The 22145-nt window shown below is 38.1% G+C and carries 20 protein-coding genes; 9 read left to right on the plus strand and 11 right to left on the minus strand.

All coding sequences use genetic code 11. The features are described from left to right. Positions 1-103: 103 nt before the first annotated feature. Both QCQ61_RS09490 and QCQ61_RS09495 read right to left on the minus strand, forming a co-directional pair. Positions 104-475 carry a hypothetical protein gene (locus QCQ61_RS09490; RefSeq protein ID WP_279447410.1) on the minus strand — a complete coding sequence of 124 codons (372 nt, stop codon included), beginning with the start codon at positions 473-475 and terminating at the stop codon, positions 104-106. A gap of 120 nt (positions 476-595) precedes the next feature. Next, positions 596-3142, minus strand: coding sequence for a DUF559 domain-containing protein (locus QCQ61_RS09495; RefSeq protein WP_279447411.1), 2547 nt, complete (start codon positions 3140-3142; stop codon positions 596-598). Positions 3143-3333: 191 nt separating this feature from the next. Between QCQ61_RS09495 and QCQ61_RS09500 the strand changes: the two genes are divergently transcribed. The 3 genes from QCQ61_RS09500 to QCQ61_RS09510 all read left to right on the plus strand — a co-directional run bounded on the left by QCQ61_RS09500 (position 3334) and on the right by QCQ61_RS09510 (position 7991). After that, on the plus strand, positions 3334-4911 hold the full coding sequence (locus QCQ61_RS09500; protein WP_279447412.1) for a T9SS type A sorting domain-containing protein: 1578 nt from the start codon (positions 3334-3336) through the stop codon (positions 4909-4911). A gap of 93 nt (positions 4912-5004) precedes the next feature. After that, a complete protein-coding gene (locus QCQ61_RS09505) occupies positions 5005-7080 on the plus strand; it encodes a M1 family metallopeptidase (RefSeq protein ID WP_279447413.1) in 2076 nt (691 codons plus the stop codon). Continuing rightward, the gene (locus QCQ61_RS09510) at positions 7077-7991 is read left to right on the plus strand and encodes a patatin-like phospholipase family protein (protein ID WP_279447414.1); all 915 of its coding nucleotides are present in this window, start codon (positions 7077-7079) and stop codon (positions 7989-7991) included. Before QCQ61_RS09505 ends, QCQ61_RS09510 begins: the two co-directional genes overlap by 4 nt. Positions 7992-8006: 15 nt before the next feature. Here the strand turns inward: QCQ61_RS09510 and QCQ61_RS09515 are convergent, their stop codons facing one another. Together QCQ61_RS09515 and QCQ61_RS09520 are read right to left on the minus strand one after the other, a co-directional pair. Continuing rightward, positions 8007-8531, minus strand: coding sequence for a DUF7935 family protein (locus QCQ61_RS09515; RefSeq protein ID WP_279447415.1), 525 nt, complete (start codon positions 8529-8531; stop codon positions 8007-8009). A gap of 67 nt (positions 8532-8598) precedes the next feature. Continuing rightward, positions 8599-10215 carry an FMN-binding glutamate synthase family protein gene (locus QCQ61_RS09520; RefSeq protein WP_279447416.1) on the minus strand — a complete coding sequence of 539 codons (1617 nt, stop codon included), beginning with the start codon at positions 10213-10215 and terminating at the stop codon, positions 8599-8601. A 162-nt stretch (positions 10216-10377) separates the two neighbouring features. Here QCQ61_RS09520 and QCQ61_RS09525 point away from each other — a divergent pair, with 162 nt between their 5' ends. After that, entirely contained in the window at positions 10378-12699 is a 2322-nt protein-coding gene (locus QCQ61_RS09525; protein ID WP_279447417.1) for an ATP-dependent helicase, read from the plus strand. Between the two features lie 6 nt (positions 12700-12705). Here the strand turns inward: QCQ61_RS09525 and QCQ61_RS09530 are convergent, their stop codons facing one another. Beyond that, positions 12706-13578: an alpha/beta hydrolase fold domain-containing protein gene (locus QCQ61_RS09530; RefSeq protein ID WP_279447418.1), complete on the minus strand. Its 873-nt coding sequence runs from the start codon at positions 13576-13578 to the stop codon at positions 12706-12708. 111 nt (positions 13579-13689) lie between these two features. Here QCQ61_RS09530 and QCQ61_RS09535 point away from each other — a divergent pair, with 111 nt between their 5' ends. Next, positions 13690-14307 carry an L-threonylcarbamoyladenylate synthase gene (locus tag QCQ61_RS09535; RefSeq protein WP_279447419.1) on the plus strand — a complete coding sequence of 206 codons (618 nt, stop codon included), beginning with the start codon at positions 13690-13692 and terminating at the stop codon, positions 14305-14307. Here QCQ61_RS09535 and QCQ61_RS09540 read toward each other — a convergent pair. The 5 genes from QCQ61_RS09540 to QCQ61_RS09560 all read right to left on the minus strand — a co-directional run bounded on the left by QCQ61_RS09540 (position 14304) and on the right by QCQ61_RS09560 (position 17705). After that, positions 14304-14801 (minus strand): nuclear transport factor 2 family protein, encoded by a 498-nt coding sequence (locus tag QCQ61_RS09540; protein WP_347814833.1) that lies wholly within the window; start codon positions 14799-14801, stop codon positions 14304-14306. The genes QCQ61_RS09535 and QCQ61_RS09540 overlap by 4 nt on opposite strands. Further along, on the minus strand, positions 14802-15140 hold the full coding sequence (locus QCQ61_RS09545) for a tellurite resistance TerB family protein (RefSeq protein ID WP_279447420.1): 339 nt from the start codon (positions 15138-15140) through the stop codon (positions 14802-14804). It abuts the gene before it with no gap. 133 nt (positions 15141-15273) lie between these two features. Next, a complete protein-coding gene (locus tag QCQ61_RS09550) occupies positions 15274-16134 on the minus strand; it encodes an OmpA/MotB family protein (protein WP_279447421.1) in 861 nt (286 codons plus the stop codon). A 98-nt stretch (positions 16135-16232) separates the two neighbouring features. Next, positions 16233-17225, minus strand: a complete 993-nt coding sequence (locus QCQ61_RS09555; protein ID WP_279447422.1) for a glycosyltransferase family 2 protein — start codon at positions 17223-17225, stop codon at positions 16233-16235. Positions 17226-17261: 36 nt separating this feature from the next. After that, positions 17262-17705: a type I restriction enzyme HsdR N-terminal domain-containing protein gene (locus QCQ61_RS09560; protein WP_279447423.1), complete on the minus strand. Its 444-nt coding sequence runs from the start codon at positions 17703-17705 to the stop codon at positions 17262-17264. 120 nt (positions 17706-17825) lie between these two features. On the opposite strand from QCQ61_RS09560, the gene holA reads away from it, so the two are divergent. After that, positions 17826-18830, plus strand: coding sequence for a DNA polymerase III subunit delta (gene holA / locus QCQ61_RS09565; RefSeq protein WP_431605785.1), 1005 nt, complete (start codon positions 17826-17828; stop codon positions 18828-18830). Between the two features lie 31 nt (positions 18831-18861). Here the strand turns inward: holA and QCQ61_RS09570 are convergent, their stop codons facing one another. Beyond that, positions 18862-19239 carry a DoxX family protein gene (locus QCQ61_RS09570; protein WP_279447424.1) on the minus strand — a complete coding sequence of 126 codons (378 nt, stop codon included), beginning with the start codon at positions 19237-19239 and terminating at the stop codon, positions 18862-18864. A gap of 131 nt (positions 19240-19370) precedes the next feature. Between QCQ61_RS09570 and menA the strand changes: the two genes are divergently transcribed. Genes menA through QCQ61_RS09585 form a run of 3 tightly spaced genes read left to right on the plus strand, consistent with a single transcriptional unit; the run spans position 19371 to position 22119 of the window. Next, positions 19371-20333 carry a 1,4-dihydroxy-2-naphthoate octaprenyltransferase gene (gene menA / locus QCQ61_RS09575; RefSeq protein ID WP_279447425.1) on the plus strand — a complete coding sequence of 321 codons (963 nt, stop codon included), beginning with the start codon at positions 19371-19373 and terminating at the stop codon, positions 20331-20333. A gap of 12 nt (positions 20334-20345) precedes the next feature. Next, positions 20346-21026 carry a metal-dependent hydrolase gene (locus tag QCQ61_RS09580; RefSeq protein WP_279447426.1) on the plus strand — a complete coding sequence of 227 codons (681 nt, stop codon included), beginning with the start codon at positions 20346-20348 and terminating at the stop codon, positions 21024-21026. A gap of 55 nt (positions 21027-21081) precedes the next feature. Then, positions 21082-22119: an o-succinylbenzoate synthase gene (locus QCQ61_RS09585; RefSeq protein WP_279447427.1), complete on the plus strand. Its 1038-nt coding sequence runs from the start codon at positions 21082-21084 to the stop codon at positions 22117-22119. The last annotated feature ends 26 nt before the right edge of the window (positions 22120-22145 follow it).

Consider the following 22145-nt stretch of genomic DNA (forward strand, 5'->3'; position numbering starts at 1 on the left):
GAAGATAATTTAAAATATGCATAAAGTTATACGCCGTTTGCAAACTTTTTTTAAGTTCGCTAATTCTGGATGGCAGCAATTTCACGGTTGCGTTGGGTGCCGGTTACTTTATTTTGGTAAAATAGAAGTCGGTTATATCGCTTAAAAGCAGATGTCCTTCTTCATTTACCGCATAAGACGTGGTTTTAATGTCGCCATTAAAATCTAGGGTTAGGGTGCTGTCATCCATAGTCCATTCAAAAGTCATTGCGCTGGAAATTCCTTGGGTGCTGTTTCCTTCGCGCTGAAATCTAATGCCGCTATTGTTGGAGTGAAAAGTTAATTTGTACTCAAATTCATCGTTAAAATCGCTACGACGCCATTCCCCTATTAAATCTACGGTTTGCTTTTCGTCTTTTGGATCGTCATTACACGCTATTACGGAAATTGCAACAATTATAAGAAGACTTAAGTTAAGTAATTTAAAAATTTTCATGCCGTGTTTTTTCGAAATTACCATACTGCTTTAATGGGTTTTTACTTTTTTTCAAATGTAATCAAAAGACATTGTTTTTTTAGATTTATTTTTAGAATTCAGTATCGCTATGTTATTCTTTTATGAAATATAATTCCAAATATTCCGATATTTCACAAGCTGTGCATAGGTGTTCTTTATAGGAATATTTTCCGTGGAAGTGAGGTTGGGGTCTGCTTTTAAGATTTGGGCGGCATAGCTTCGGGCTATTTTTAATATCTCTGAATCTTTTACAATATCTGCAATGCGAAGGTTTAATACGCCGCTTTGCTGGGTGCCCATAATATCGCCGGGGCCGCGTAGTTTTAAATCTACTTCGGCAATTTCAAATCCGTCGCTGGTACGCACCATGGTGGCCAAACGGGTTTTTGCGTCTGCCGAAAGTTTGTGGCTGGTCATTAAGATACAGTAGCTCTGTTCCGCACCGCGACCCACACGACCACGCAACTGATGCAATTGCGAAAGCCCGAAACGTTCCGCGCTTTCAATAATCATTACACTGGCATTTGGTACATTCACGCCAACTTCAATTACCGTGGTGGCGACCATAATATGGGTTTCGCCTTTTATAAATCGGTTCATTTCGTATTCCTTGTCGGCAGGTTTCATCTGTCCATGCACAATGGATACTTGATACTTCGGCTGTGGAAATTCGCGCACAATACTTTCGTACCCGTCCATCAAATCCTTGTAATCCATTGTTTCGCTTTCCTGTATTAAGGGATACACAATATACACCTGCCGGCCCTTGTTAATTTCATCCTTTATAAAGCGAAAAACCTTTAGTCTATTTGCATCAAAACGGTGTACGGTTTTAATGTCTTTTCTGCCCGGCGGAAGCTCGTCAATTACACTAATATCCAGGTCGCCATAAACGCTCATGGCGAGGGTGCGGGGGATGGGGGTAGCGGTCATAACGAGGATGTGTGGGGGAATAGCCCCAGCCCCTCCAACCTCCACGGAGGGGAGGCTTTTCAAAGCAGTATCTATTTTTTTTAACGAGGCATCGATATTGCCTATTATTTCTTCATTTGTGAACCGTAGTACTTTAAACTTCAGTTCTTTTAAAATTTGCGTTCTTAGTTCATCAGCTTCTTTTTGTTGTGGGTGGTTGTGATAGCCTCCATCTACTTCAATTATCAGCTTTTTTTCGAGACAGACAAAATCGACAATAAACTCATCAATAATATGTTGTCGTCTAAATTTATAATCAAGTTTTTTGGTCCGTAAACAATCCCATAAAATTGCTTCTGCTTGGGTTGGTTGCTTCTTGTTTTTTTGCTGAAGCTCTTTCAGCAAGTTATAAGTAGATGACCTAGCTGTCATGTACTTTTTACGCACCCTAGCTGCTTCCTCCCTCAGGGAGGATTGAGGTGGGCCTCCCTTATGCCATAATTTACTTCTTTGTTCAACTCCAAAACGGTGTTGCTCATCCACAATTGCAAGCCCTAAATTTTTGAATTTCACCTTTTCTTCCAATAGGGCGTGAGTGCCAATTAAGATGTTTAATTCGCCGTTTTCCAATTTTTCATGAATATCTCTTCTCTTTGAAGTTTTAGTTGAACCAGTTAAAAGTTCTATACTGGTATTGAGGTTTTTACATAAATCAATTAAACCGTTATAATGCTGGACTGACAAAATTTCAGTAGGCGCCATTAAACAGGCTTGAAAACCATTGTCAATAGCTATTAACATTGACATGAGCGCTACAATTGTTTTGCCAGAACCCACATCGCCCTGCAAAAGTCTATTCATTTGCGCATGGCTACCCAAATCATTGCGAATTTCTTTAACAACTCGCTTCTGCGCATTGGTTAAATTAAAGGGTAAATGTTCTTTGTAAAAAGTATTAAAATTATGCCCTATTTTATCGAAAGTATGGCCCTTGATTTTTGATTTATGGATGAGGTTTTTCCGAATTAATTGCAGTTGAATATAGAATAATTCTTCAAACTTTAATCGGTATTGTGCCCGTGCTAAATGCGCCTGACTTTTTGGAAAATGTATATTGAAAAGTGCTTCCTTTTTCGACACCAATTTTAGCTGTTCCAAAAGTGTTTTTGCAAGTGTTTCGGCGAAGGCATTTTTGCTCTCTAAAAACAGTTGTTGCATCAATCCGTTTATCACTCTATTTGTAATCCCACTATTGCTTAATTTTTCGGTTGAAGGATAAACGGGCTGCATGGCAGAACGAATGCTTTTTTCATGTGCCTCCAGCAATTCCATTTCGGGATGGGGCATGGAAAAACTACCGTTGAAATAATTGGTCTTTCCGAAAACTACATACGGAACGTTGAGCTTTAAATTGTCGCGAATCCATTTTTGACCACGGAACCAAACCAATTCCATGCTGCCTGTTTCATCAATAAAAGTTGCAACCAATCGCTTTCCTCTTTTCTGTTCCACACTTTTTATGTGGGTAATCTTTCCCACAATTTGCACCTCGGCATTGGTTTGTTGCAATTGACCAATTTTGTAGTATTGCGTTCGGTCCAAATATCTATTCGGAAAAAGATTCAGCAAATCCTGAAAGGTATGAATGCCCAATTCTTTTTTTAGCAAATCGGCCCTATTCGGTCCTACGCCTTTTAAATAATCTATTGGGGTTTGTAAAAAATTATTATTCATAAATTTGGCTTGCAATTTTCTCCAAATAAAATCGCGCTAATTGCAACTAATGTACTTAAAAAGATATATTTGTTAAAACATTGGCTAATTTAAACATTCCAATTCACCCAAAGTCCATCGTAAAAACATAAACTATTTCAGGAAGTCTATTTGGACCTTGCAACTTCCTAAAAATCAAACCTTATTTAAAGATGAAAAAAAACTACTTTCTTTTTGCTTTAACGCTTTTGCTCCAAATGTCGGTATTTGCGGCAGCGCTAAGTACTCCGGAACTAACAACCAGGCTAACGGAAGATTATCCCCTCGAAATGCCCGTTTTAAAACCGTACCCAATTTATATGAATGCATCGGTAGATTTGCCTGATAGCATTTCGGAAGTGATTGTAAACATTAATGGCACAGATTACCCCGCAGTGGCTGAAACAGGGTTTTATTATTATTTATGGACTCCCGCTAATTACGGAGCGCATACAATTGTAATTACCGCGAAAACTACTAACGGCGATGAAGCTACACTAACGCGAAATATTACCGTGAATGAAACTTCAACAACCCAAGTAGTGCGAAGTTTGGAAGATGTAGTAATTGAATTTACCGGTCAAAACGACCGTTGGTACTACGGAATGCACACCTTTCCGCAATTTGTTGGCGCATACAACGATTTAAATGCTTTTTTAGAAGTTGAATGTCCAAATATTTCAGGTGGTTGCGACGACTGGGATCGTTGGGCCTTTATAGATGTAAAGGCACCGGACGGCAATTGGATTCAGCTTATTAGATACATCACACCTTTTGGAGTAGGGTGCAATCACCAATTGAATATTACTGATTATTCGTCTCTGCTGCAAGGTGAAGTAGAAATACGCGTGTTTATTGATACGTGGGGCACTGGTGGCTGGCAGCTTACCTTAGACACAGAATATACCGCTGGCGCGCCTCAATACGCTTACAGCAATGTAGTAGAGGTTTGGGACGACGGTTACGCCTTTGGCGATCCTGCAAACTTGCAACCTGTTGAAACGTTTAGTGTAGCTATTCCTGCGCAGGTTGAAGCTTCGCATTTGCGTGTTTCTAACACGGGTCATGGCTGGGGCGCTAACAATACTGCAAATGCAGCAGAGTTTTTTAATGCATATCACTACTTTGATATTGATGGGGTTGAAACCTTTGAGCAGCATCTTTTTAACTCCTGTAATCCCAATCCGGATAACTGTACGGGCCAGCAGGGAACGTGGCAGTACAACCGTTCGGGATGGTGCCCGGGAGCAATTTCGCCACCACATATTTACGATTTTACACAGTATGCAGGAACTACATTTAATTTAGATTACCGCTTTCACCCATCGTATCAGGATTTTTGTCACCCAAACAATCCCGATTGTGTTTCGGGACAAACTTGCCCCGATTGTAACGATGGCTATAACCCAATTTATTATGTAGATACACACATAATTAACCAAAGTAACAACCCAATGGTTTACGGCAACATTTTGGGTGTGAACAGCATAGACAATACCCAGATTTACGATATTTCTGTATTTCCGAATCCTTCAAATGGAATATTTCACATAAAAACCAAGTATCCTGAAACCATTTCACGATTGACCATTAATACTGTTGATGGCAAATCTGTAAAGGCTTATTACTTTAATTCGGTTGCCGAATTAAACAATTATTCTTTCGATGTTTCTAACTTATCAAGCGGTGTTTACTTCATCAATCTTGAAAATAGTTACGGTACCGGCGTTAAAAGGATTATATTAGAATAGAAATATATTTCACAGACTTTTAAAAAGGTTATTTTTGAATATCAAGAATAACCTTTTTTTATGCTTTATTTTTTGAAATTAAACGCGACTAAGTTGCAGCGAAGATTTTCGGCAATACTATTTCTGCTAGTTCTTGTGTCTGCAACAAACTCAAGATTGCAAGCGCAACAAACAGCGGTTGTAGATTTTTTAAAGATTGATGCTTCCATCGGTACGGATGCTGCTGAAAAGAAAGTTGAAGGAAGATTTCTTGCCACCTTTAAGGTTTTAAAAGAAACAGACTCCATTTTTATGGATGCCGTACAAATTCAATTAAACGATATAAACTCTAAAGATTTCAGTATAACTTCCACAGAAAATAAGGTTTGGTTTATTGGTGATTTTAAAGTAGATAAAACATACAAAGCAGATTTTTGGTACGAAATGAAGCCGAAACAAACGCTGTATTTTTTTGAAGACCAGATTTGGACGCAGGGCCAGGGAAAGTACACTTCGCATTGGTTGCCAAGCATTGACGATGTAAACGATAAAATTGAGTTCGATTTACAACTTTTGGCACCAAGTGATAAAGTGGTAATTGCCAATGGAAAATTAATAGATGTACAAAAAATACACGAAATTAATGCTTGGCGTTTCAATATGAAAAACGCAATGTCCAGTTATTTGGTAGCCTTCGCAATTGGCGATTTCAACAAAAAAGAACTTCTTTCAAACTCTGGAATTCCTATTGAATTATACTTCAATCCGAAAGATTCACTTAAAGTTGAACCAACCTATCGTTACAGCAAACAAATTTTCGACTTTTTAGAAACGGAGATCGGCGTGCATTATCCGTGGCAAAACTACAAGCAAGTACCCGTACGCGATTTTCTGTATGCAGGAATGGAAAACACAACCGCCACCTTTTTTTCCGAAGCATTTATGGTGGATTCCACAGGTTATAGCGATAGAAATTACGTAAACGTAAACGCCCACGAATTGGCGCATCAATGGTTTGGGAATTTGGTGACCGCATCGGCAAACGAGCATCATTGGCTGCAGGAAGGGTTTGCAACCTATTACGCGCTGCTGGCGGAAAGAGACGTTTTTGGCGATGATTATTATTACTGGCAATTGTACCAAACCGCAGAGCAGTTAAAGGCAATGAGCGACGAGGGCAAAGGTGAATCGCTACTAAATCCGAAAGCCAGCTCGCTTACCTTTTATCAAAAAGGGGCGTGGGCACTCCATATTTTAAAAGAATTGATTGGTGAAGAAGCGTTTAAACTAGCTGTAGCAAATTATCTTTTAAAATACCAGTTTACCAACGTTACCACCGAAGATTTTTTGGAGGAAGTGCGCGCTGCTACCTTTGTTGATATTACCCAATGGGAAGAAAATTGGTTGTATCAATCGGCTTTTCAAAGTGAAGATGCCTATCAAGCTTTGTTGAAATCGCCTTTTATAAAAAACTATTTTGAAATTTCTGCGCTTCGGGCAATGCCTATTTCAGCTAAGAAATTGCAGTTAAAAACAGCACTTACCTTTCCAAATGATTTTATTGGGCAGGAAGCCGTGTATCAATTGCTGGACGAACCGCTTTCTGAAACGCTTCCGTTGTATAAAGCTGCTTTTAACAGCAATAATCTATATGTTCGGCAGGCTATTTCACTTTCGCTCCAAACCATTCCGAAGGAGCTTCAAACCGAATACGAAAGTTTGTTAAAAGATGAATCTTATGTTACCAATGAAACGGCACTATATAACTTGTGGATGCAATTTCCCGATAAAAGAGTAGATTATCTTAACCAAACAAAAGGTGTTGAAGGTTTTCAAAATAAAAATATTAGGCAGTTGTGGCTTGCCTTGGCATTGATTACAGAAGGATATGAAACTTTAAAAAAGGAAGAGTTTTTAATTGAATTAAAAAAATATTCCTCCCCAACCTATAGTTTTGAAATTCGTGAAAAAGCATTTAATTATATAAACGAGCTTCAATTGTGGGATTTAGAAACACTTAAAAATTTGGTTGAAGCAACTGTGCACCCCACTTGGCGTTTTGCAAAAACTTCCAAAGAATTGTTGGGGGAGCTGCTTCAAAATGAAAAATATCACAATCAAATTAAAATTTTGGGCAAACAGGTTTCAGAAAAAGCGGCAAATTATTTAAATTCAATGATAAAGGAATGAGAGCGTTGGTAATATCAGGAGGAGGGAGTAAGGGCGCCTTTGCAGGGGGCGTGGCGCAGTATTTAATTCAAAAACTAAATTATAAATACGATCTTTTTGTTGGCACATCTACGGGTAGTTTGCTTATATCGCACTTAGCGCTGGACAAGGTGGAAAAAATAAAAAACGTATATACTTCGGTAAACCAAAAGAGCATTTTTAGCAGTTGCCCATTTGTGGTAAAGAAAGATAAATTTGGCGGAAAACAAATTGGTATTGACCACCTAACGGTACTTCGAAATTTTATTAAAGGCAAAAAGACTTTTGGTGAAAGTTTAAATTTGAGAAAACTGATAGGAAAAACAGTAACCGAAGAAGAATTCAATATTTTAAAGTCTTCTGAGAAAGAAGTAGTTGTAACGGTTTCGAACCTATCGCTAAATCAAGTAGAATACAAATCGGTTAACGATTTTGAATACGCAGATTTTTTAGATTGGATTTGGATTTCTTCAAATTACACCCCTTTTATGAGTCTTGTAAAAAAAGACGGTTGCGAATATGCCGACGGCGGTTTTGGGAGTATGGTGCCAATTGAAGAAGCCATAAATCGCGGAGCTACTGCCATAGATGTAATTATTTTGGAAACGGAGATTACCTACTACAATCGCTTGCCTTCTAAAAATGTGTTTTCGCTCCTCACTAATATGCACAATTATATGGCAGACCGTATTGAAAAACAAAATATTAGAATTGGAAAATTTGTGGCTACTAACAAAGATGTAATAATAAACCTCTATTATACCCCAACGGTATTAACGACCAATTCGTTAATATTCGACAAGAATATGATGACCAAATGGTGGGAGTTGGGCTACCAATACGCCGACCATAAAAACAATGAGTTAAACGAAATACGTACTCTCGACGATTAGTTTGTGGAAAATTATTTAAAAAAGTTCGCTAACTTCTTTTTTTACAAAGGCCATGGCTTTTTGCGAGGGCGAAATTTCCTCCATAAAATGCTGTAATAACCATTCGCGCATTTTATCTACATCGCTGTTTTTTTCATTCATCGCAGCCTGACGGATAATGTGAATTGTCGCGTTTTTAGCAGCATTTATCAAATTCCAACATTCTGGCGTAATATATATTTGTTGGGTTAAATTATGGTCGTATTCCTGTTCAATATTTTTTACCAACAAGCTTTCATAATCGTCCTTTGCATCGGAAAAAGGCTTTACGCGAATTAGCAACTTTTTAGGGTCAATGCGTTCTAAAAATAGGGTTATGCGCTCGTAGGCCTGAAGTCTAAGAGGCAATACTTGCTTTTGGGCTTCTTTCTGAATTAAATACCTTCTTCGGCCTTCTTCATTGGCCGTATGGCCCTTAAAAAAAAAGTAGGCGATTAACCCTACAACAATTGCTGGTAAAAGGTAGACTACATAGCTAATAACTTGGGTTGCTTCTTCCATTTTATTTTTAAATTAGCAACAAACTTAAGTTGTTTGCGGCACTTTGGCAAAACAGTTTACAAAAATATCAATACCTAACTTTGTTTTCTTTCTTCATTGCCTTTACTTCTTTTTTAGCTTCTTTTTCGTGGAAATTACCTCCTAAGAATTCGCATTGAGAAAGTGCCTTCATACTTTCAAAGGGCACCGCGCACTTATGATACATGAACGATTGCGATAAGGTTTTAATTAAGTTTTTATCACCGACGGTCAAATCTACATCGTCCATCGTAAATTGGCAGGGATGTTCGTAGCCGCAGGCGTGGGTCATTTCTAACAATTCCTTACTAAAGTTCTTAAAATAGAAATGTGCCCGCACAGATTTGTCTTCTATATTTATACCGCGCTGTAGCCACTTGTTTTGCGTGGCAACTCCACTGGGGCATTTATTGGTGTGGCACAGCTGCGCTTGAATACAGCCAATGCTCATCATTGCTTCGCGGGCTACATTTATTAAATCTACCCCCATGGAAAATGCCATGGCAGCTTTTGCGGGAAAGCCTAATTTGCCACTTCCTATAAAAACTATTTGTTGGCAGATATCGTGCTTTTTAAAAATTTTATAAATTTCTGCAAAGCCGAAAAGCCACGGAAGCGAAACGTGATCTGCAAAACTTGGTGGCGAGGCTCCGGTACCGCCTTCACCGCCGTCAATAGTTATAAAATCTGGTCCTTTGCCAGTTTCTTTCATAATTTTTGCCAACTGTTCCCATTCGCCTAAACGACCTACAGCCGATTTAATACCAACCGGCAAGCCCGTTGCTTCTGCGATACTCTCTATAAACTCAACCATGCTTTTAACGTCAGTAAAGGCCGAATGGTTTGGCGGAGAAAGCACATCTTTGCCCAAGGGTACGTGCCTAATATCTGCAATTTCCTGTGTAATTTTTGAACCCGGTAAAACGCCTCCTTTACCAGGTTTTGCACCTTGTGAAAGTTTTACTTCAATGGCTCGTACTTGTGGATTGCTATTGACGAGTTTTACTATTTTTTCCATGGAAAAATTTCCATCTTCATCACGTACACCAAAGTATCCAGTTCCAAAATGGAAAACAACATCGGCCCCAGTTTTATGATAGGGAGAAAGTCCGCCCTCACCTGTGTTATGGTAAGCGTAGGCCATGGCGCAACCTTTGTTTAAAGACTCTACGGCGCGGGCCGAAAGGGAACCAAAACTCATAGCTGAAACATTAATAATTGATGCTGGACGATACGGTCTGCGGCGTTTATGGAATTCGCCCATAACTTTAGCACAGGGTAAAAAATAAGGGTTTTTATAGTTGGGATTATGTTTTTCAACTTTAAATGGAAGCATGGAGTTATTTATGAAAATGTAGTTGGGTTCATAAATATCGCGATCGGTACCAAAGCCTTCGTAATTGTTCTCGTTTTTTGCCGAAGCGTAAATCCATCCGCGTTCAATACGGTTAAAAGGAAGTTCCTCGCGGTTGTTGGCTACAATATACTGCCTTAACTCGGGCCCAATACTTTCGAGCAAATACCGAATATGCCCAATTAGCGGAAAGTTATGGCTAATAGTATGCCGCTTATTAAAAAATATATCGCGAATTACAACAATCGCTAAAAAAAGTAGAACCCAACCCCACCAAGGAATTTGGGAAAGAAAAGACAAGATAGAATCCATTGCTAGTTTTTTTATAAAGATATTTAAAAATATATGTTTCTAGAGAATTGTTTGGAAGTAAAAATTAGCTTGGCAACAAAATATTTGTTTATAATTAATACCAAATCCTTTTTCGAGAATGTTTCATAATAGCTATTTTCACACCTTGAAGAAAATGAAGTTTTGGAAAAATATTTAGAACAACTTAACGAAGCTCAACTTGCGCCAGTACTGCAAAAAGAAGGTGCCATGATCGTAATTGCAGGCGCCGGATCTGGGAAAACACGAGTGCTAACTTTTCGTATCGCGTATTTAATGTCTAAAGGTGTGGACCCGTTCAATATTTTGGCATTAACTTTTACTAACAAAGCGGCCCGCGAAATGAAAAAGCGTATCTCGGAAATTGTAGGGGCGAGCGAAGCAAAAAACCTTTGGATGGGTACATTCCATAGTATTTTTGCAAAAATTCTTCGTTTTGAAGCAGATAAGTTGGGCTACCCTTCAAATTTCACCATTTACGATACGCAGGATTCACAAAGCGTTATTCGCGCGGTAATAAAGGAAATGCACCTCGATAAAGACGTGTATAAATACAAACAAGTTTACTCGCGTATTTCTTCGTATAAAAACAGCCTGATTACCGTAAAAGCATACTTTAATAATCCTGAATTGATGGAGGCCGATGCGATGGCCAAAATGCCGCGATTGGGCGATATTTACCAAGCCTATGTAGATAAATGCTTTAAAGCAGGTGCCATGGATTTTGACGATTTATTGTTAAAAACAAACGAACTGCTTACCCGTTTTCCCGAGGTTTTGGCAAAATATCAAAACCGTTTTCGCTATATTCTGGTAGATGAGTATCAAGATACAAACCACAGCCAATATTTAATAGTACGGGCACTATCAGATAAATTTCAAAATATTTGCGTGGTAGGCGATGATGCGCAAAGTATCTATGCTTTTCGTGGAGCGAATATCAACAACATTTTAAATTTTCAGAAAGATTACGACCAAGTAAAAGTGTTCCGTTTGGAGCAAAATTATCGTTCTACCAAAAACATTGTAAACGCGGCAAACAACGTAATTGAAAAAAATAAAACCAGACTCGACAAAGTGGTTTGGACTGCAAACGACGAGGGCAATAAAATACTCGTAAACCGTACCATGACCGATGGTGACGAAGGAAGGTTTGTAGCGAGTTCCATTTTTGAAAATAAGATGAACCATCAATTACACGATGGCGATTTTGCAGTGTTGTACCGAACCAACGCACAAAGTCGCGCCATTGAGGATGCACTGCGTAAAAAGGACATTCCGTATAGAATTTATGGGGGTCTGAGTTTTTACCAACGGAAAGAGATTAAAGATGTTTTGGCATACCTCCGATTGCTGTTAAATCCTAAAGATGAAGAAGCGCTAAAACGCGTTATTAATTATCCGGCTCGCGGTATTGGAGGCACCACTATGGAGCGATTGATTGTGGCATCAAATCATTACAATCGATCAATTTTTGAGGTGATGAAAAACATTGAGAAAATTGATTTAAAAATAAATTCGGGTACCAAATCTAAGTTACAGGATTTTGTAACGATGATAGAAAGTTTTCAGGTGTTAAACCAAAATTACGACGCTTTCACCATAACAGAACATGTGGCGAAAAAAACCGGTTTGCTCCAAGAACTTAAAAAAGACGGTACGCCAGAGGGTATTGCTCGCATAGAAAACATAGAGGAATTGCTAAACGGAATGCGCGATTTTGTAGAAGAGCAAAAAGAAATAGCCGATGCTACAGGATCGCTTGCCGAGTTTATGGAAGATGTAGCCCTGGCTACCGATTTGGATAACGACAAGGGCGATGCGGATCGCGTGGCCTTGATGACGGTGCATTTGGCCAAAGGCTTAGAGTTTCCATATGTATATATTGTCGGGATGGAGGAAGAATTGTTCCCAAGCGGAATGAGCATGAATACGCGAAGCGAGCTGGAAGAGGAGCGACGTTTGTTTTATGTAGCCCTTACCCGTGCCGAAAAACAAGCATATCTTACCTATACACAATCGCGCTATCGTTGGGGGAAATTAATAGACGCCGAACCCAGCCGTTTTATTGAGGAAATAGACGAAAGCTTTTTAGAATACTTAACGCCAATTACCGAAAATAGATATAAACCTCTTTTAGATGCCGATATTTTTGATGAAGTAGATCATAGCAAACTCAGATTAAAAAAACCAGTTGCAGGACGGGCTCCTACCGGTCCAACCGAGGAACAACTTCGAAAGTTGCGACGATTAAAACCTGTAGCCAGCGATACGGATAAAAATTTTAGTGCCAAAGACGCCAATTTAGAGGTAGGTACTATGGTAGAGCACGTGCGCTTCGGAAAAGGAAAAATCTTAAAAGTTGAAGGTGTAGGTGCAGACACAAAAGCTGAAATCGATTTTGAAAACGGCGGTTTAAAAAAATTACTGCTTCGCTTTGCAAAATTAAAAGTGTTGGATAATTAATTGCATTTACTGCGCAACCGCCAAATGCGTATCTATATACGTACTTATTTGCTCCTTCATATTTTCTATAGCCATTGGTGCCCAATCGCCATGGCCGCCTTCGTAAACCGTAAAATTATGATCTATTTGAAAAGCAATTAAAGCTGTGTTTAACGTGTTGCCATTTGTAAGTGGCACCAAAGGATCTTCACTTCCATAAAAAAGTAGGGTGGGACTACTATCAGCAGAGACGCGTAAAGCTGGACTTAAAACTTCCATATAATTTGTTCCCGAAGGGTACGCACTTTCATCCACCAAAGCAGCCATTAAAACAGGGAAGTTAGGGTTTTCGCTGTAAAATGGATCGGTAAAATCTGTAGGGCCAACAATATCGCCCACCATTTTAACTTGATCATCTGTATCGTACACATAATCGTACATCAGCGAGATATGCGCTCCCGCACTGGCGCCAATTAACGCAAATTCTGGCAATATCTGCAGTTCGTCTTTTTCTGAAGTTAGTTTGTTAATAACCGCATCAACATCTAAAAATTGATTTGGAAAGGCAGGAGTATCTGCATCGGCAAGTACATAGTTTATATTAACTATTGCATGGTTTGGATGCCGAAGTTTTATATACGGAATAAATAAATCCATATCGCTTTTATCGCCTTCAACCCAACCGCCGCCGTGAATTAATAGTATTACTTTAGTTTTAGATACAGATCTGTTTGCGGGTAAGTATAGATCGTATTTTTGTTGCGGGTCATTGCCATAGGAAACGTTTAAGGAAATTGTTTCGGTTAAAGTTTCGGCTTCATTGTTTTCACTGTCTTTTGAACAGGAAATAAAGCTATATTGAATTCCAAAAAAGAGAAGTAGTATAAAAAATTTTTTCATTGCGTGATTTTGCTTTGACGATAACGCCAAAAATCATATTTTATGCGAAGAACGATACCGGAAATTTTCTTTTTATAAAATTTCGAGTAATTTTAAATAAAATTAATTGCAATGGCAGAATTCATAAAAATCTACGAAGAAAATCCAAACCCGAAAGAAATAAAACGCGTTGTTAAAACACTTCGTGAGGGGGGCGTAATAATTTATCCCAGCGATACGGTTTATGCCTTGGGATGCGATATTAAAAATAACCGGGCAATGGAGCGAGTAGCCCAGCTGCGCGGGGTAAAGTTAGAGAAGGCAAACTTTTCCTTTGTATGCGAAAACTTGAGTAATTTAAGCGATTATGTAAAACAAATAGATACGCCGACCTTTAAATTATTAAAAAGAAACTTGCCTGGGCCGTACACATTTATTTTGCCCGGCAACAATAATTTGCCAACTGTATTTAAAAAGAAGAAGGAAGTGGGTATTCGCGTTCCCAATAATGCAATAACCTTAGCAATTGTTCGCGAATTGGGCAATCCCATAATTAGTACCTCTATTAAAGATGAAGATGAGGTAATAGAGTACACCACCGACCCTGAACTGATTTATGAAAAATGGGACAACCTAGTAGACGTAGTAATAGATGGCGGTTATGGCGGTAATATTGCTTCAACGGTTGTAGATTTAACGGGGCCTGAGCCAATAGTTGTACGAGAGGGTAAGGGAAGTTTGGAGCTCTAAATACCGGTATTCTGTTTTCTTTGAAATTCCAAAAGCAAGGATTGTGTTTGGTTGCGTAATTTGTTTTTAAAGAATGGCGTCCAACCAATTAAAAATCCTTTAAATCCCAAGGCTTGTTTAGACCAATTGTAAAGATTGAAACTATCCTTATGGTTTATAATTTTTCCGTCTTTCAATTTAAAGGTCGCATCAATTTTATTGTGTATTTTTCTACCTGTGCTACTAAAAGTATAAAAGGCTTCCCAATGCGCTTTTCCGGATTCTGAAGTACATACTATGTTAGTCGCTATAACTTGAAACCTTTTGTTCTGTTGGGATTTACAGAGCATACGCCACATGTTTTTGGCCTTTTCGCCTTGAATTTTGCCAAAGGCAGGATCCTCAAAAGTTATTTCGTTGTGATAAAAGGCCACCATACGCTCAGCATCTAAATCTGCAAAAGCCTGGTAAAAATTTTCAATAATATTTAATTTGGTGTGGCTAATAGTTAGAATTTATTTTTTTAATAAATGTTTTAGTCCGCGATAGAGGTTTTTTTCTAAAATATCCATTTCGCCGTCCGCGAGGAATAATTTTTTTATACTGCGGAATGCTTCGTCTATTTCTTCTTTAGAATATTCAAATCTTTCTATGGCAGCATTTATTTTTTGAATTTGCTGGTAGTCATTATCATTTTCAAATTCCTTTAGAACCTTGTGGTATTTTTTGTCGCCAATTCTCGATTTAATGTATTCCTTTTCTTCTTTTGAAACATTAAAATCTGCGTGTGCACAATATAATAACATATAGCCCTTTAACTCTTCGTGGGTCCAATTGGTGGTGAATTCGTCCATTGCGATTTTCTTTTCTAATTAATATATACGCTATACAAGATACAAAAAGCTACCCAAATATTTCAGGGTTTTATAAAAACAAAAAACCCAACCTTTTAAGGCTGGGTTTTGATGTTTTAAGCATTCAGATTTATTATCCTCCAGCTTCAAGATTTTTCATTTCTTTTTCAATCATATCGTAAAACTGGTCTATTTTTGGAAGAACCAAGATACGAGTACGTCTGTTTTTCGCTCTGTTTTCTGCGGTTGTATTAGGTACTAACGGATCGTATTCGCCACGTCCCGCTGCCACTAAACGCTCTGGTGCAATACCAAGGTCTTGCAATGCTCTAACAATTGCAGTTGCGCGTTTTACACTTAAGTCCCAGTTGTCTAACAACTCGCCTCGCTTACCGTAAGGCACATTATCTGTGTGGCCTTCAACCATAGCTTCAAAATCAGGCTTGCCGTTAATTACTTTTGCAACTTTACCTAAAATTTCGTTGGCTCTTGACGAAATTTGGTAGCTACCGGTTTTAAATAAAACTTTGTCTGACAGTGAAATGTAAACCACACCTTTTTCAACGTTTATCTCAATATCTGGATCGTTTATACCAACTTCTCTTTTTAAACTGGTAACCAGGGCCAAAGTAACGCTATCTTTCTTGTTAAGCGCATCCTGTAAACGAGTAATCTTTAAATCTTTTTCTTTAAGGCTCTCCAACGATTTTTCAAGATTGGTTGCTCCTTTAGACGTTAACATAGTAAGATCTTTTGAGCTTTGAATAAGCTCCTCATTGGTTTTTTTCATGTCGGCCAAACGCGCCTCAAGTTGAGAAGCTTTAGCATTTAGTGCTGCTCTTTCTGCAAGGCAGTCATTAAGTTTAACAGTTGCCGTGTTCAGCAAATCTTGAGTAGTCTGTTGTTTCGCTTCAAGCTCAGCGTATTTCTTCTTAGATACACAAGAAGTAAATGCAAGACTTGAACATACGGCTAAAATCAATAGTTTCTTCATAGTTTAATAAGGGTTATAATTAGATTGTTGTTTCAACATTTTCGAACCAAAATTATTAAATTACCACTTAGTGTAATAACGATTAACAATACTTTAGGTTATAATTTGTTAAAAATCTTCTTATTCTTTATAAAATATTGAAACACAATAGATTTGGTTGTGAAATATGCAATGTTAGTAGCATGAATTTTACGTTTACCGAGAAATTTTGGAACTAATAAATAAAAGCTGAAGTGTGCTTTTAGCACCGCAAAAAAGTGTTTGGGTTTACCTTGAAACAAAAATTGAAATGCAGCCAATGCATCCAAAATCATTCGCGTAAAAATTACGACAAATGCGTTAATACCTGCAATGTTCTTTAGAAGATTTAAAAGTGAATTTCGAAAATTGTAAAAGGTTTTACGCGGATTTAAAGCCGCTAAGGTTGCGCCCCCAACGTGAAATATTTCCGAAGCTCCCACATATAGTATTTTTCCGCCATTTGCTTGCAAGCGCCAGCAAAGATCAATTTCTTCTTGATGTGCAAAATAATCTTCGTCTAATGCACCTGCTTTCCAAAAGGCATCGGCTTTTACGAATAAACAAGCTCCGGAGGCCCAAAATATCTGCGATACATCGTTGTATTGCCCGCTGTCTTTTTCTAACGTATTAAAAATTCGTCCGCGACAGAACGGATACCCGTACTTATCTATAAAACCACCGGCGGCACCAGCATATTCAAAGTATTCCTTGTTTTTGTAATCGAGAATTTTGGGTTGTGCGGCAACTATAGAGGAATCTTTTTCAAACTCTGAAATAATGGGTTGCAGCCAGTTTTTGGTTACTTCCACATCACTGTTCAACAAAACGAAAATGGATTCGGAAAGGTGTTTTAAAGCGTCGTTATATCCTTTTGCATACCCGCCGTTTACCTTGTTTTGAAGAATCTTAACACTCGGAAATTTTTCTGAAACAAATAGAACCGAATCGTCGGTAGAGGCATTATCGGCGACATAAACAGTGGCGTTGGTAGAAAATTTCACTACCGAAGGCAGAAACTTTTCCAACAAATCTTTTCCGTTCCAATTAAGAATTACTACGGCTACACTCACGTTGCAAAGATAGATTTTTGAAGGGGTTTTACGCACTCATTTGTAAACGGGAATATCTTTTAAAAAAACATACTTCTCCGCCTGCAAATCCATTTGGCAAAAATAATGCTCCAAACCGTTGGAGACCATTAAAAATTCGGCATCCAACACAAGATTATAGCGCGCAATTTGATCGAAGGTTAGCTGTGTAATCTGGATTGAAGGTGCTTTGCATTCCACGATTAAAAAAATACTGCCATCGTTTTTATAAACAACCACGTCATAACGTTTGGTGGTGTTGTTTAGTTTTAGTTGTTTTTCAACATTTATAAGGCTTTTGGGATAGTTTTTTTCTTTTAAAAGAAACTGAACAACGTGCAACCGAACCCATTCCTCGGGTGTGAGTATCACAAATTTTTTTCTAATTTCATCAAAAACCAACGTTTTATTTTCGCTACTTTTGAAGCGGAAGGAATACTGCGGAAAATTGAGTTTTTGCATAAAACAAAGAAACAAATTCTGAATGTATTTCCTTTTATAATTTAATTTGAAATTCCACCCGAGCGCAGTCGGGAGACTAAAAAACAATACCACTGCACTCGAACAGATATACTACTACCAATGCCGCTGGACAAAGTAAAAGCTATTATTACCGATATTAAAAATGGAAACACCAAACCTATCTATTTTTTAATGGGAGAGGAGCCGTATTATATAGATGGTATTTCAAAATACATTGAAAATAACGTGCTGTCCGAAGAAGATAGGGGTTTTAACCAAATGGTACTTTATGGCCGCGATGTTTCGGTAGATGATATTATTAGCCAGGCCAAGCGCTACCCGATGATGGCCGAAAAGCAAGTGGTAATTGTAAAGGAAGCGCAAGATCTTTCGCGTTCAATTGAAAATTTAGCCGGTTATGCCGAAAATCCCCAACCCACTACCGTCTTAGTACTTTGTTACAAGTATAAAAAGATTGATAAACGAAAATCTTTGGCCAAAAAAATTGTAGAGAAAGGTGTTCTTTTTGAAAGTAAAAAACTGTACGATAACCAAGTGCCGGATTGGATAAAACGCGTTTTGGCAGGGAAAGGGTACACCATTACACCAAAGGGAGCACAGATGCTAGTTGAATTTCTTGGCAACGACTTAAGCAAGGTAAACAACGAGCTCGAAAAACTTCAACTTATCTTAAAACCTGGTCAACAAATTACGCCACAAATAATTGAGGAAAATATTGGGATTAGTAAAGATTTCAACAATTTTGAACTTCAGAATGCCATCGGAAACAAGGATGTTAAAAAAGCTTTTGCAATCATCCAATATTTTTCACAAAACCCTAAAAACAACCCGATGCCAATGACTGTGGCATTATTGTATAGTTTCTTTTCAAAAGTATTGAAATATCATGCACTTTCCAATAAAGGTGAAGCCGCAAAGGCACTTGGAGTTAATCCCTATTTTGTAAAGGATTACCAAACCGCGGCGCGTAATTACCCAATGAGACAAGTGAGTGCCATAATTGCTGCAATTCGCGAAATAGATATGAAAAGTAAAGGTGTGGGTGCTGCCAACCTTTCGCAAGCCGATTTGTTAAAAGAATTATTGGTGAAGATTTTCAACTAACACCTTTAATATTTCTACTTTAAGCGTATTCTCATCGTTTATCAACAGCGTATTTTCCTGAACCTAGAAGAGAAATAGCTGTAAAGCCAAACATATAAAGTATAGCCATTTCTTTTGTTCCCAACGGATCTGCCGCGTGTACAATAAAAGCGGCAACAGCCATAGTAACAATTATCGGAATCGCGGCTATTCGTACTCTAAAACCTATTATTACCAAAAGTGGAAAGAAAACTTCGCAAATTACCGCTATAACTAAAGTAGCTGTAGTACCAATGCCAATGGGGTCGCCAAATGCGAAATCGCCCGAAAACATTTGTAATAGTTTTGGTATGCCATGAGTAAGCATCATTCCGCCAAAACCTATACGTAACAGTAGTAATCCGATATTAGAACTAGTTGAAATTTGCATAATTTAGTTTTTAATATTCTGAAAAGCTAATTTAATAAAATATCGGTAGCTTAATTAAATGGTAACCTGAATTCATAAAAATTGGTACAGCCCTTTTTTAAAATGTATTTTTGCCAACCAAAAATTAGTGAATGAAAAAATTTAAAGCTTGGTTTGCCGCTGCACGATTGCGAACTCTTCCGCTTTCGGTATCTGGTATTATTGTAGGGGCCAGTGCTGGGATTTTTGAAAAAAACAGACTTTTGCAATCGCAATTGGATCTAGACTACAACGGGTTAGTTTGTTTGGCAGGCAGATCTATTCTGGAATCGCCCATGTTTTGGCTTGCTATTTTGGTTACCGTTGGTTTTCAGGTATTGTCCAATTTCGCTAACGATTACGGCGATGGCATTCGCGGAACCGATGCAAAGCGAGCCGGTGAAAAACGCATGGTGGCATCCGGGATTATTTCGCCAAAACAAATGAAAATTGGAATGATAATTACAGGTGTACTTACGTTCTTTTTGGCAACAATATTAATTTTTATGGCCTTCGGAAATAAAAACTTTATAATTTCATTTGTATTCTTCAATCTTACAATTGTTTCCATAATAGCAGCCGTAAAATACACCGTTGGCAAAAAAGCTTATGGTTACTCCGGTTTGGGCGATGTTTTTGTGTTTCTGTTTTTTGGCTTATTGAGCGTTTTGGGAAGTTACTACCTATTTACGCATACTATTAATTGGCAGCTCCTGTTGCCGGCCATTGCAATTGGCAGCTTTAGTACAGCCGTTCTAAATTTAAACAATATGCGGGATATTAACACCGATGCCGCAGTTGGGAAAAATACTTTGGTGGTAAAAATGGGCAGCGAAAAATCAAAACGGTATCACGCCTTTTTGTTGCTCGTCGGAATGTTTTGCGCTATTTTATATACGCTGATAAATTATAAAGAACCCCTGCAATTTGTGTATTTAATAGCGTTTATACCATTTTTACTAAATATTAAGACGGTTTTTAAAAATAAGACCCCAATGCTGCTCGATGCCGAATTAAAAAAGGTTGCACTCAGCACTTTTTTGTTTGCAATCTTGTTTAGTATATTTATATATTAAAAAAAATTTAAAATGAAAATTACATTCTACGGACAAAACTGCTTAGGCATTGAAATAAAAGGAAAGCATATTTTGGTTGATCCTTTTATTAGCGGGAACGATCTCGCCAAAGATAAAATAGATGTGGATTCCTTAAAAGCAGATTACATTTTACTTACGCACGCCCACCAAGATCACACTTTAGACGCGGCCCGAATAGCGCGAAGAACAGGCGCTATAATCGTGAGTAATTTTGAAATTGCAACGCATTACGAGGCCAAAGGCATTGAAGTTCACCCCATGAATCACGGAGGAAGTTGGAAGTTTGAATTTGGAAAGGTAAAATACGTAATTGCCCTACACACCAGTAGTTTTCCCGATGGTAGCTACGGCGGCCAGCCTGGCGGATTTGTAATTGAAGGCGAACACAAAAATATTTACATTGCCGGCGATACCGCTTTAACGATGGACATGAAATTAATCCCGATGCACACAAAATTAGATTTGGCCATTCTCCCCATAGGCGATAATTTTACTATGGGAATTGAAGATGCAATAATTGCCAGCGATTTTGTACAATGCGATAAGGTTCTGGGCGTACATTACGATACTTTTGGCTATATTGAAATAGACCACGATGAAGCGAAGCGCAAATTTTACGATGCCGATAAAGATTTGATGTTGCTCGAAATAGGAGAGTCTATTGAGTTATAAACCAAATGTCGTCCTGACAAGCCTGTACTAATCGCAGTCAAAGGGTAGTTTTACAATGCTAAAAGCAACATTTCAAAAATACATCCTAAACTTTAAACGGCCCAGCGGCACTTCGAGGGGAGTTTTAAATATCAAGGAAACCTATTTTCTTATTCTAAAAACTGAAGATGCTTTTGGGGTGGGCGAGTGCGGTTTGCTTCGTGGTTTAAGTATTGATGACCGCGCCGATTACGAAGAAAAACTTCAGTGGGTTTGTGATAATATTTCAATGGGAAACACCAATTTGGTAGAGGCGTTAACCGAATTTCCATCCATGCAATTCGGAGTTGAAACCGCTTTTAAATCGTTGCGATCAAAAAATCCTTTCGAAACATTTCCTTCGGAATTTTCGCGTGGCGAGGCGTCAATCCCAATTAATGGTTTGGTTTGGATGGGCGATAAAGCGTTTATGAAACAACAGATTTCAGAAAAATTGAAAGAAGGTTTTACTTGTATTAAAATGAAAATTGGCGCTATAGACTTCAAAACTGAAATTGAACTTTTAAAATCCATTCGGAAAGAATTTTCGACAAAGGAAGTTGAACTACGCGTAGATGCCAACGGCGCTTTTTCACCCCAAGAAGCGTTGGAAAAACTGAAAGTACTTTCAGATTTACAATTACATTCTATTGAACAGCCCATAAAACAGGGCCAATGTCAGGAAATGGCACGCCTTTGTGAAGACAGTCCGTTACCAATTGCGTTAGACGAAGAGTTAATCGGCATTTTTTCCGAAGAAGAAAAAAACAATCTACTGGATACCGTAAAACCACAATTTATAATCTTAAAACCCTCATTAATTGGTGGTTTCCGCGGAAGCGATACTTGGATTAAACTTGCCGAAAAATACAATGCTGGTTGGTGGATTACTTCCGCTTTGGAAAGCAATATAGGTTTAAATGCAATTTCGCAATATACCTTCACAAAAAACAGTAAATTGCCGCAAGGTTTGGGCACTGGTAGCCTTTATACAAATAATATTGAAAGTCCGCTGGAAGTTATAAGCGGTGCGTTACACTATAATCCAACTGTTGATTGGAACTTTCAAGTTTAAACCTTTTACATTAATTTAATGTCTTA

It is taken from the genome of Aequorivita marisscotiae (genome assembly GCF_029814825.1).
Taxonomy (GTDB): domain Bacteria; phylum Bacteroidota; class Bacteroidia; order Flavobacteriales; family Flavobacteriaceae; genus Aequorivita; species Aequorivita marisscotiae.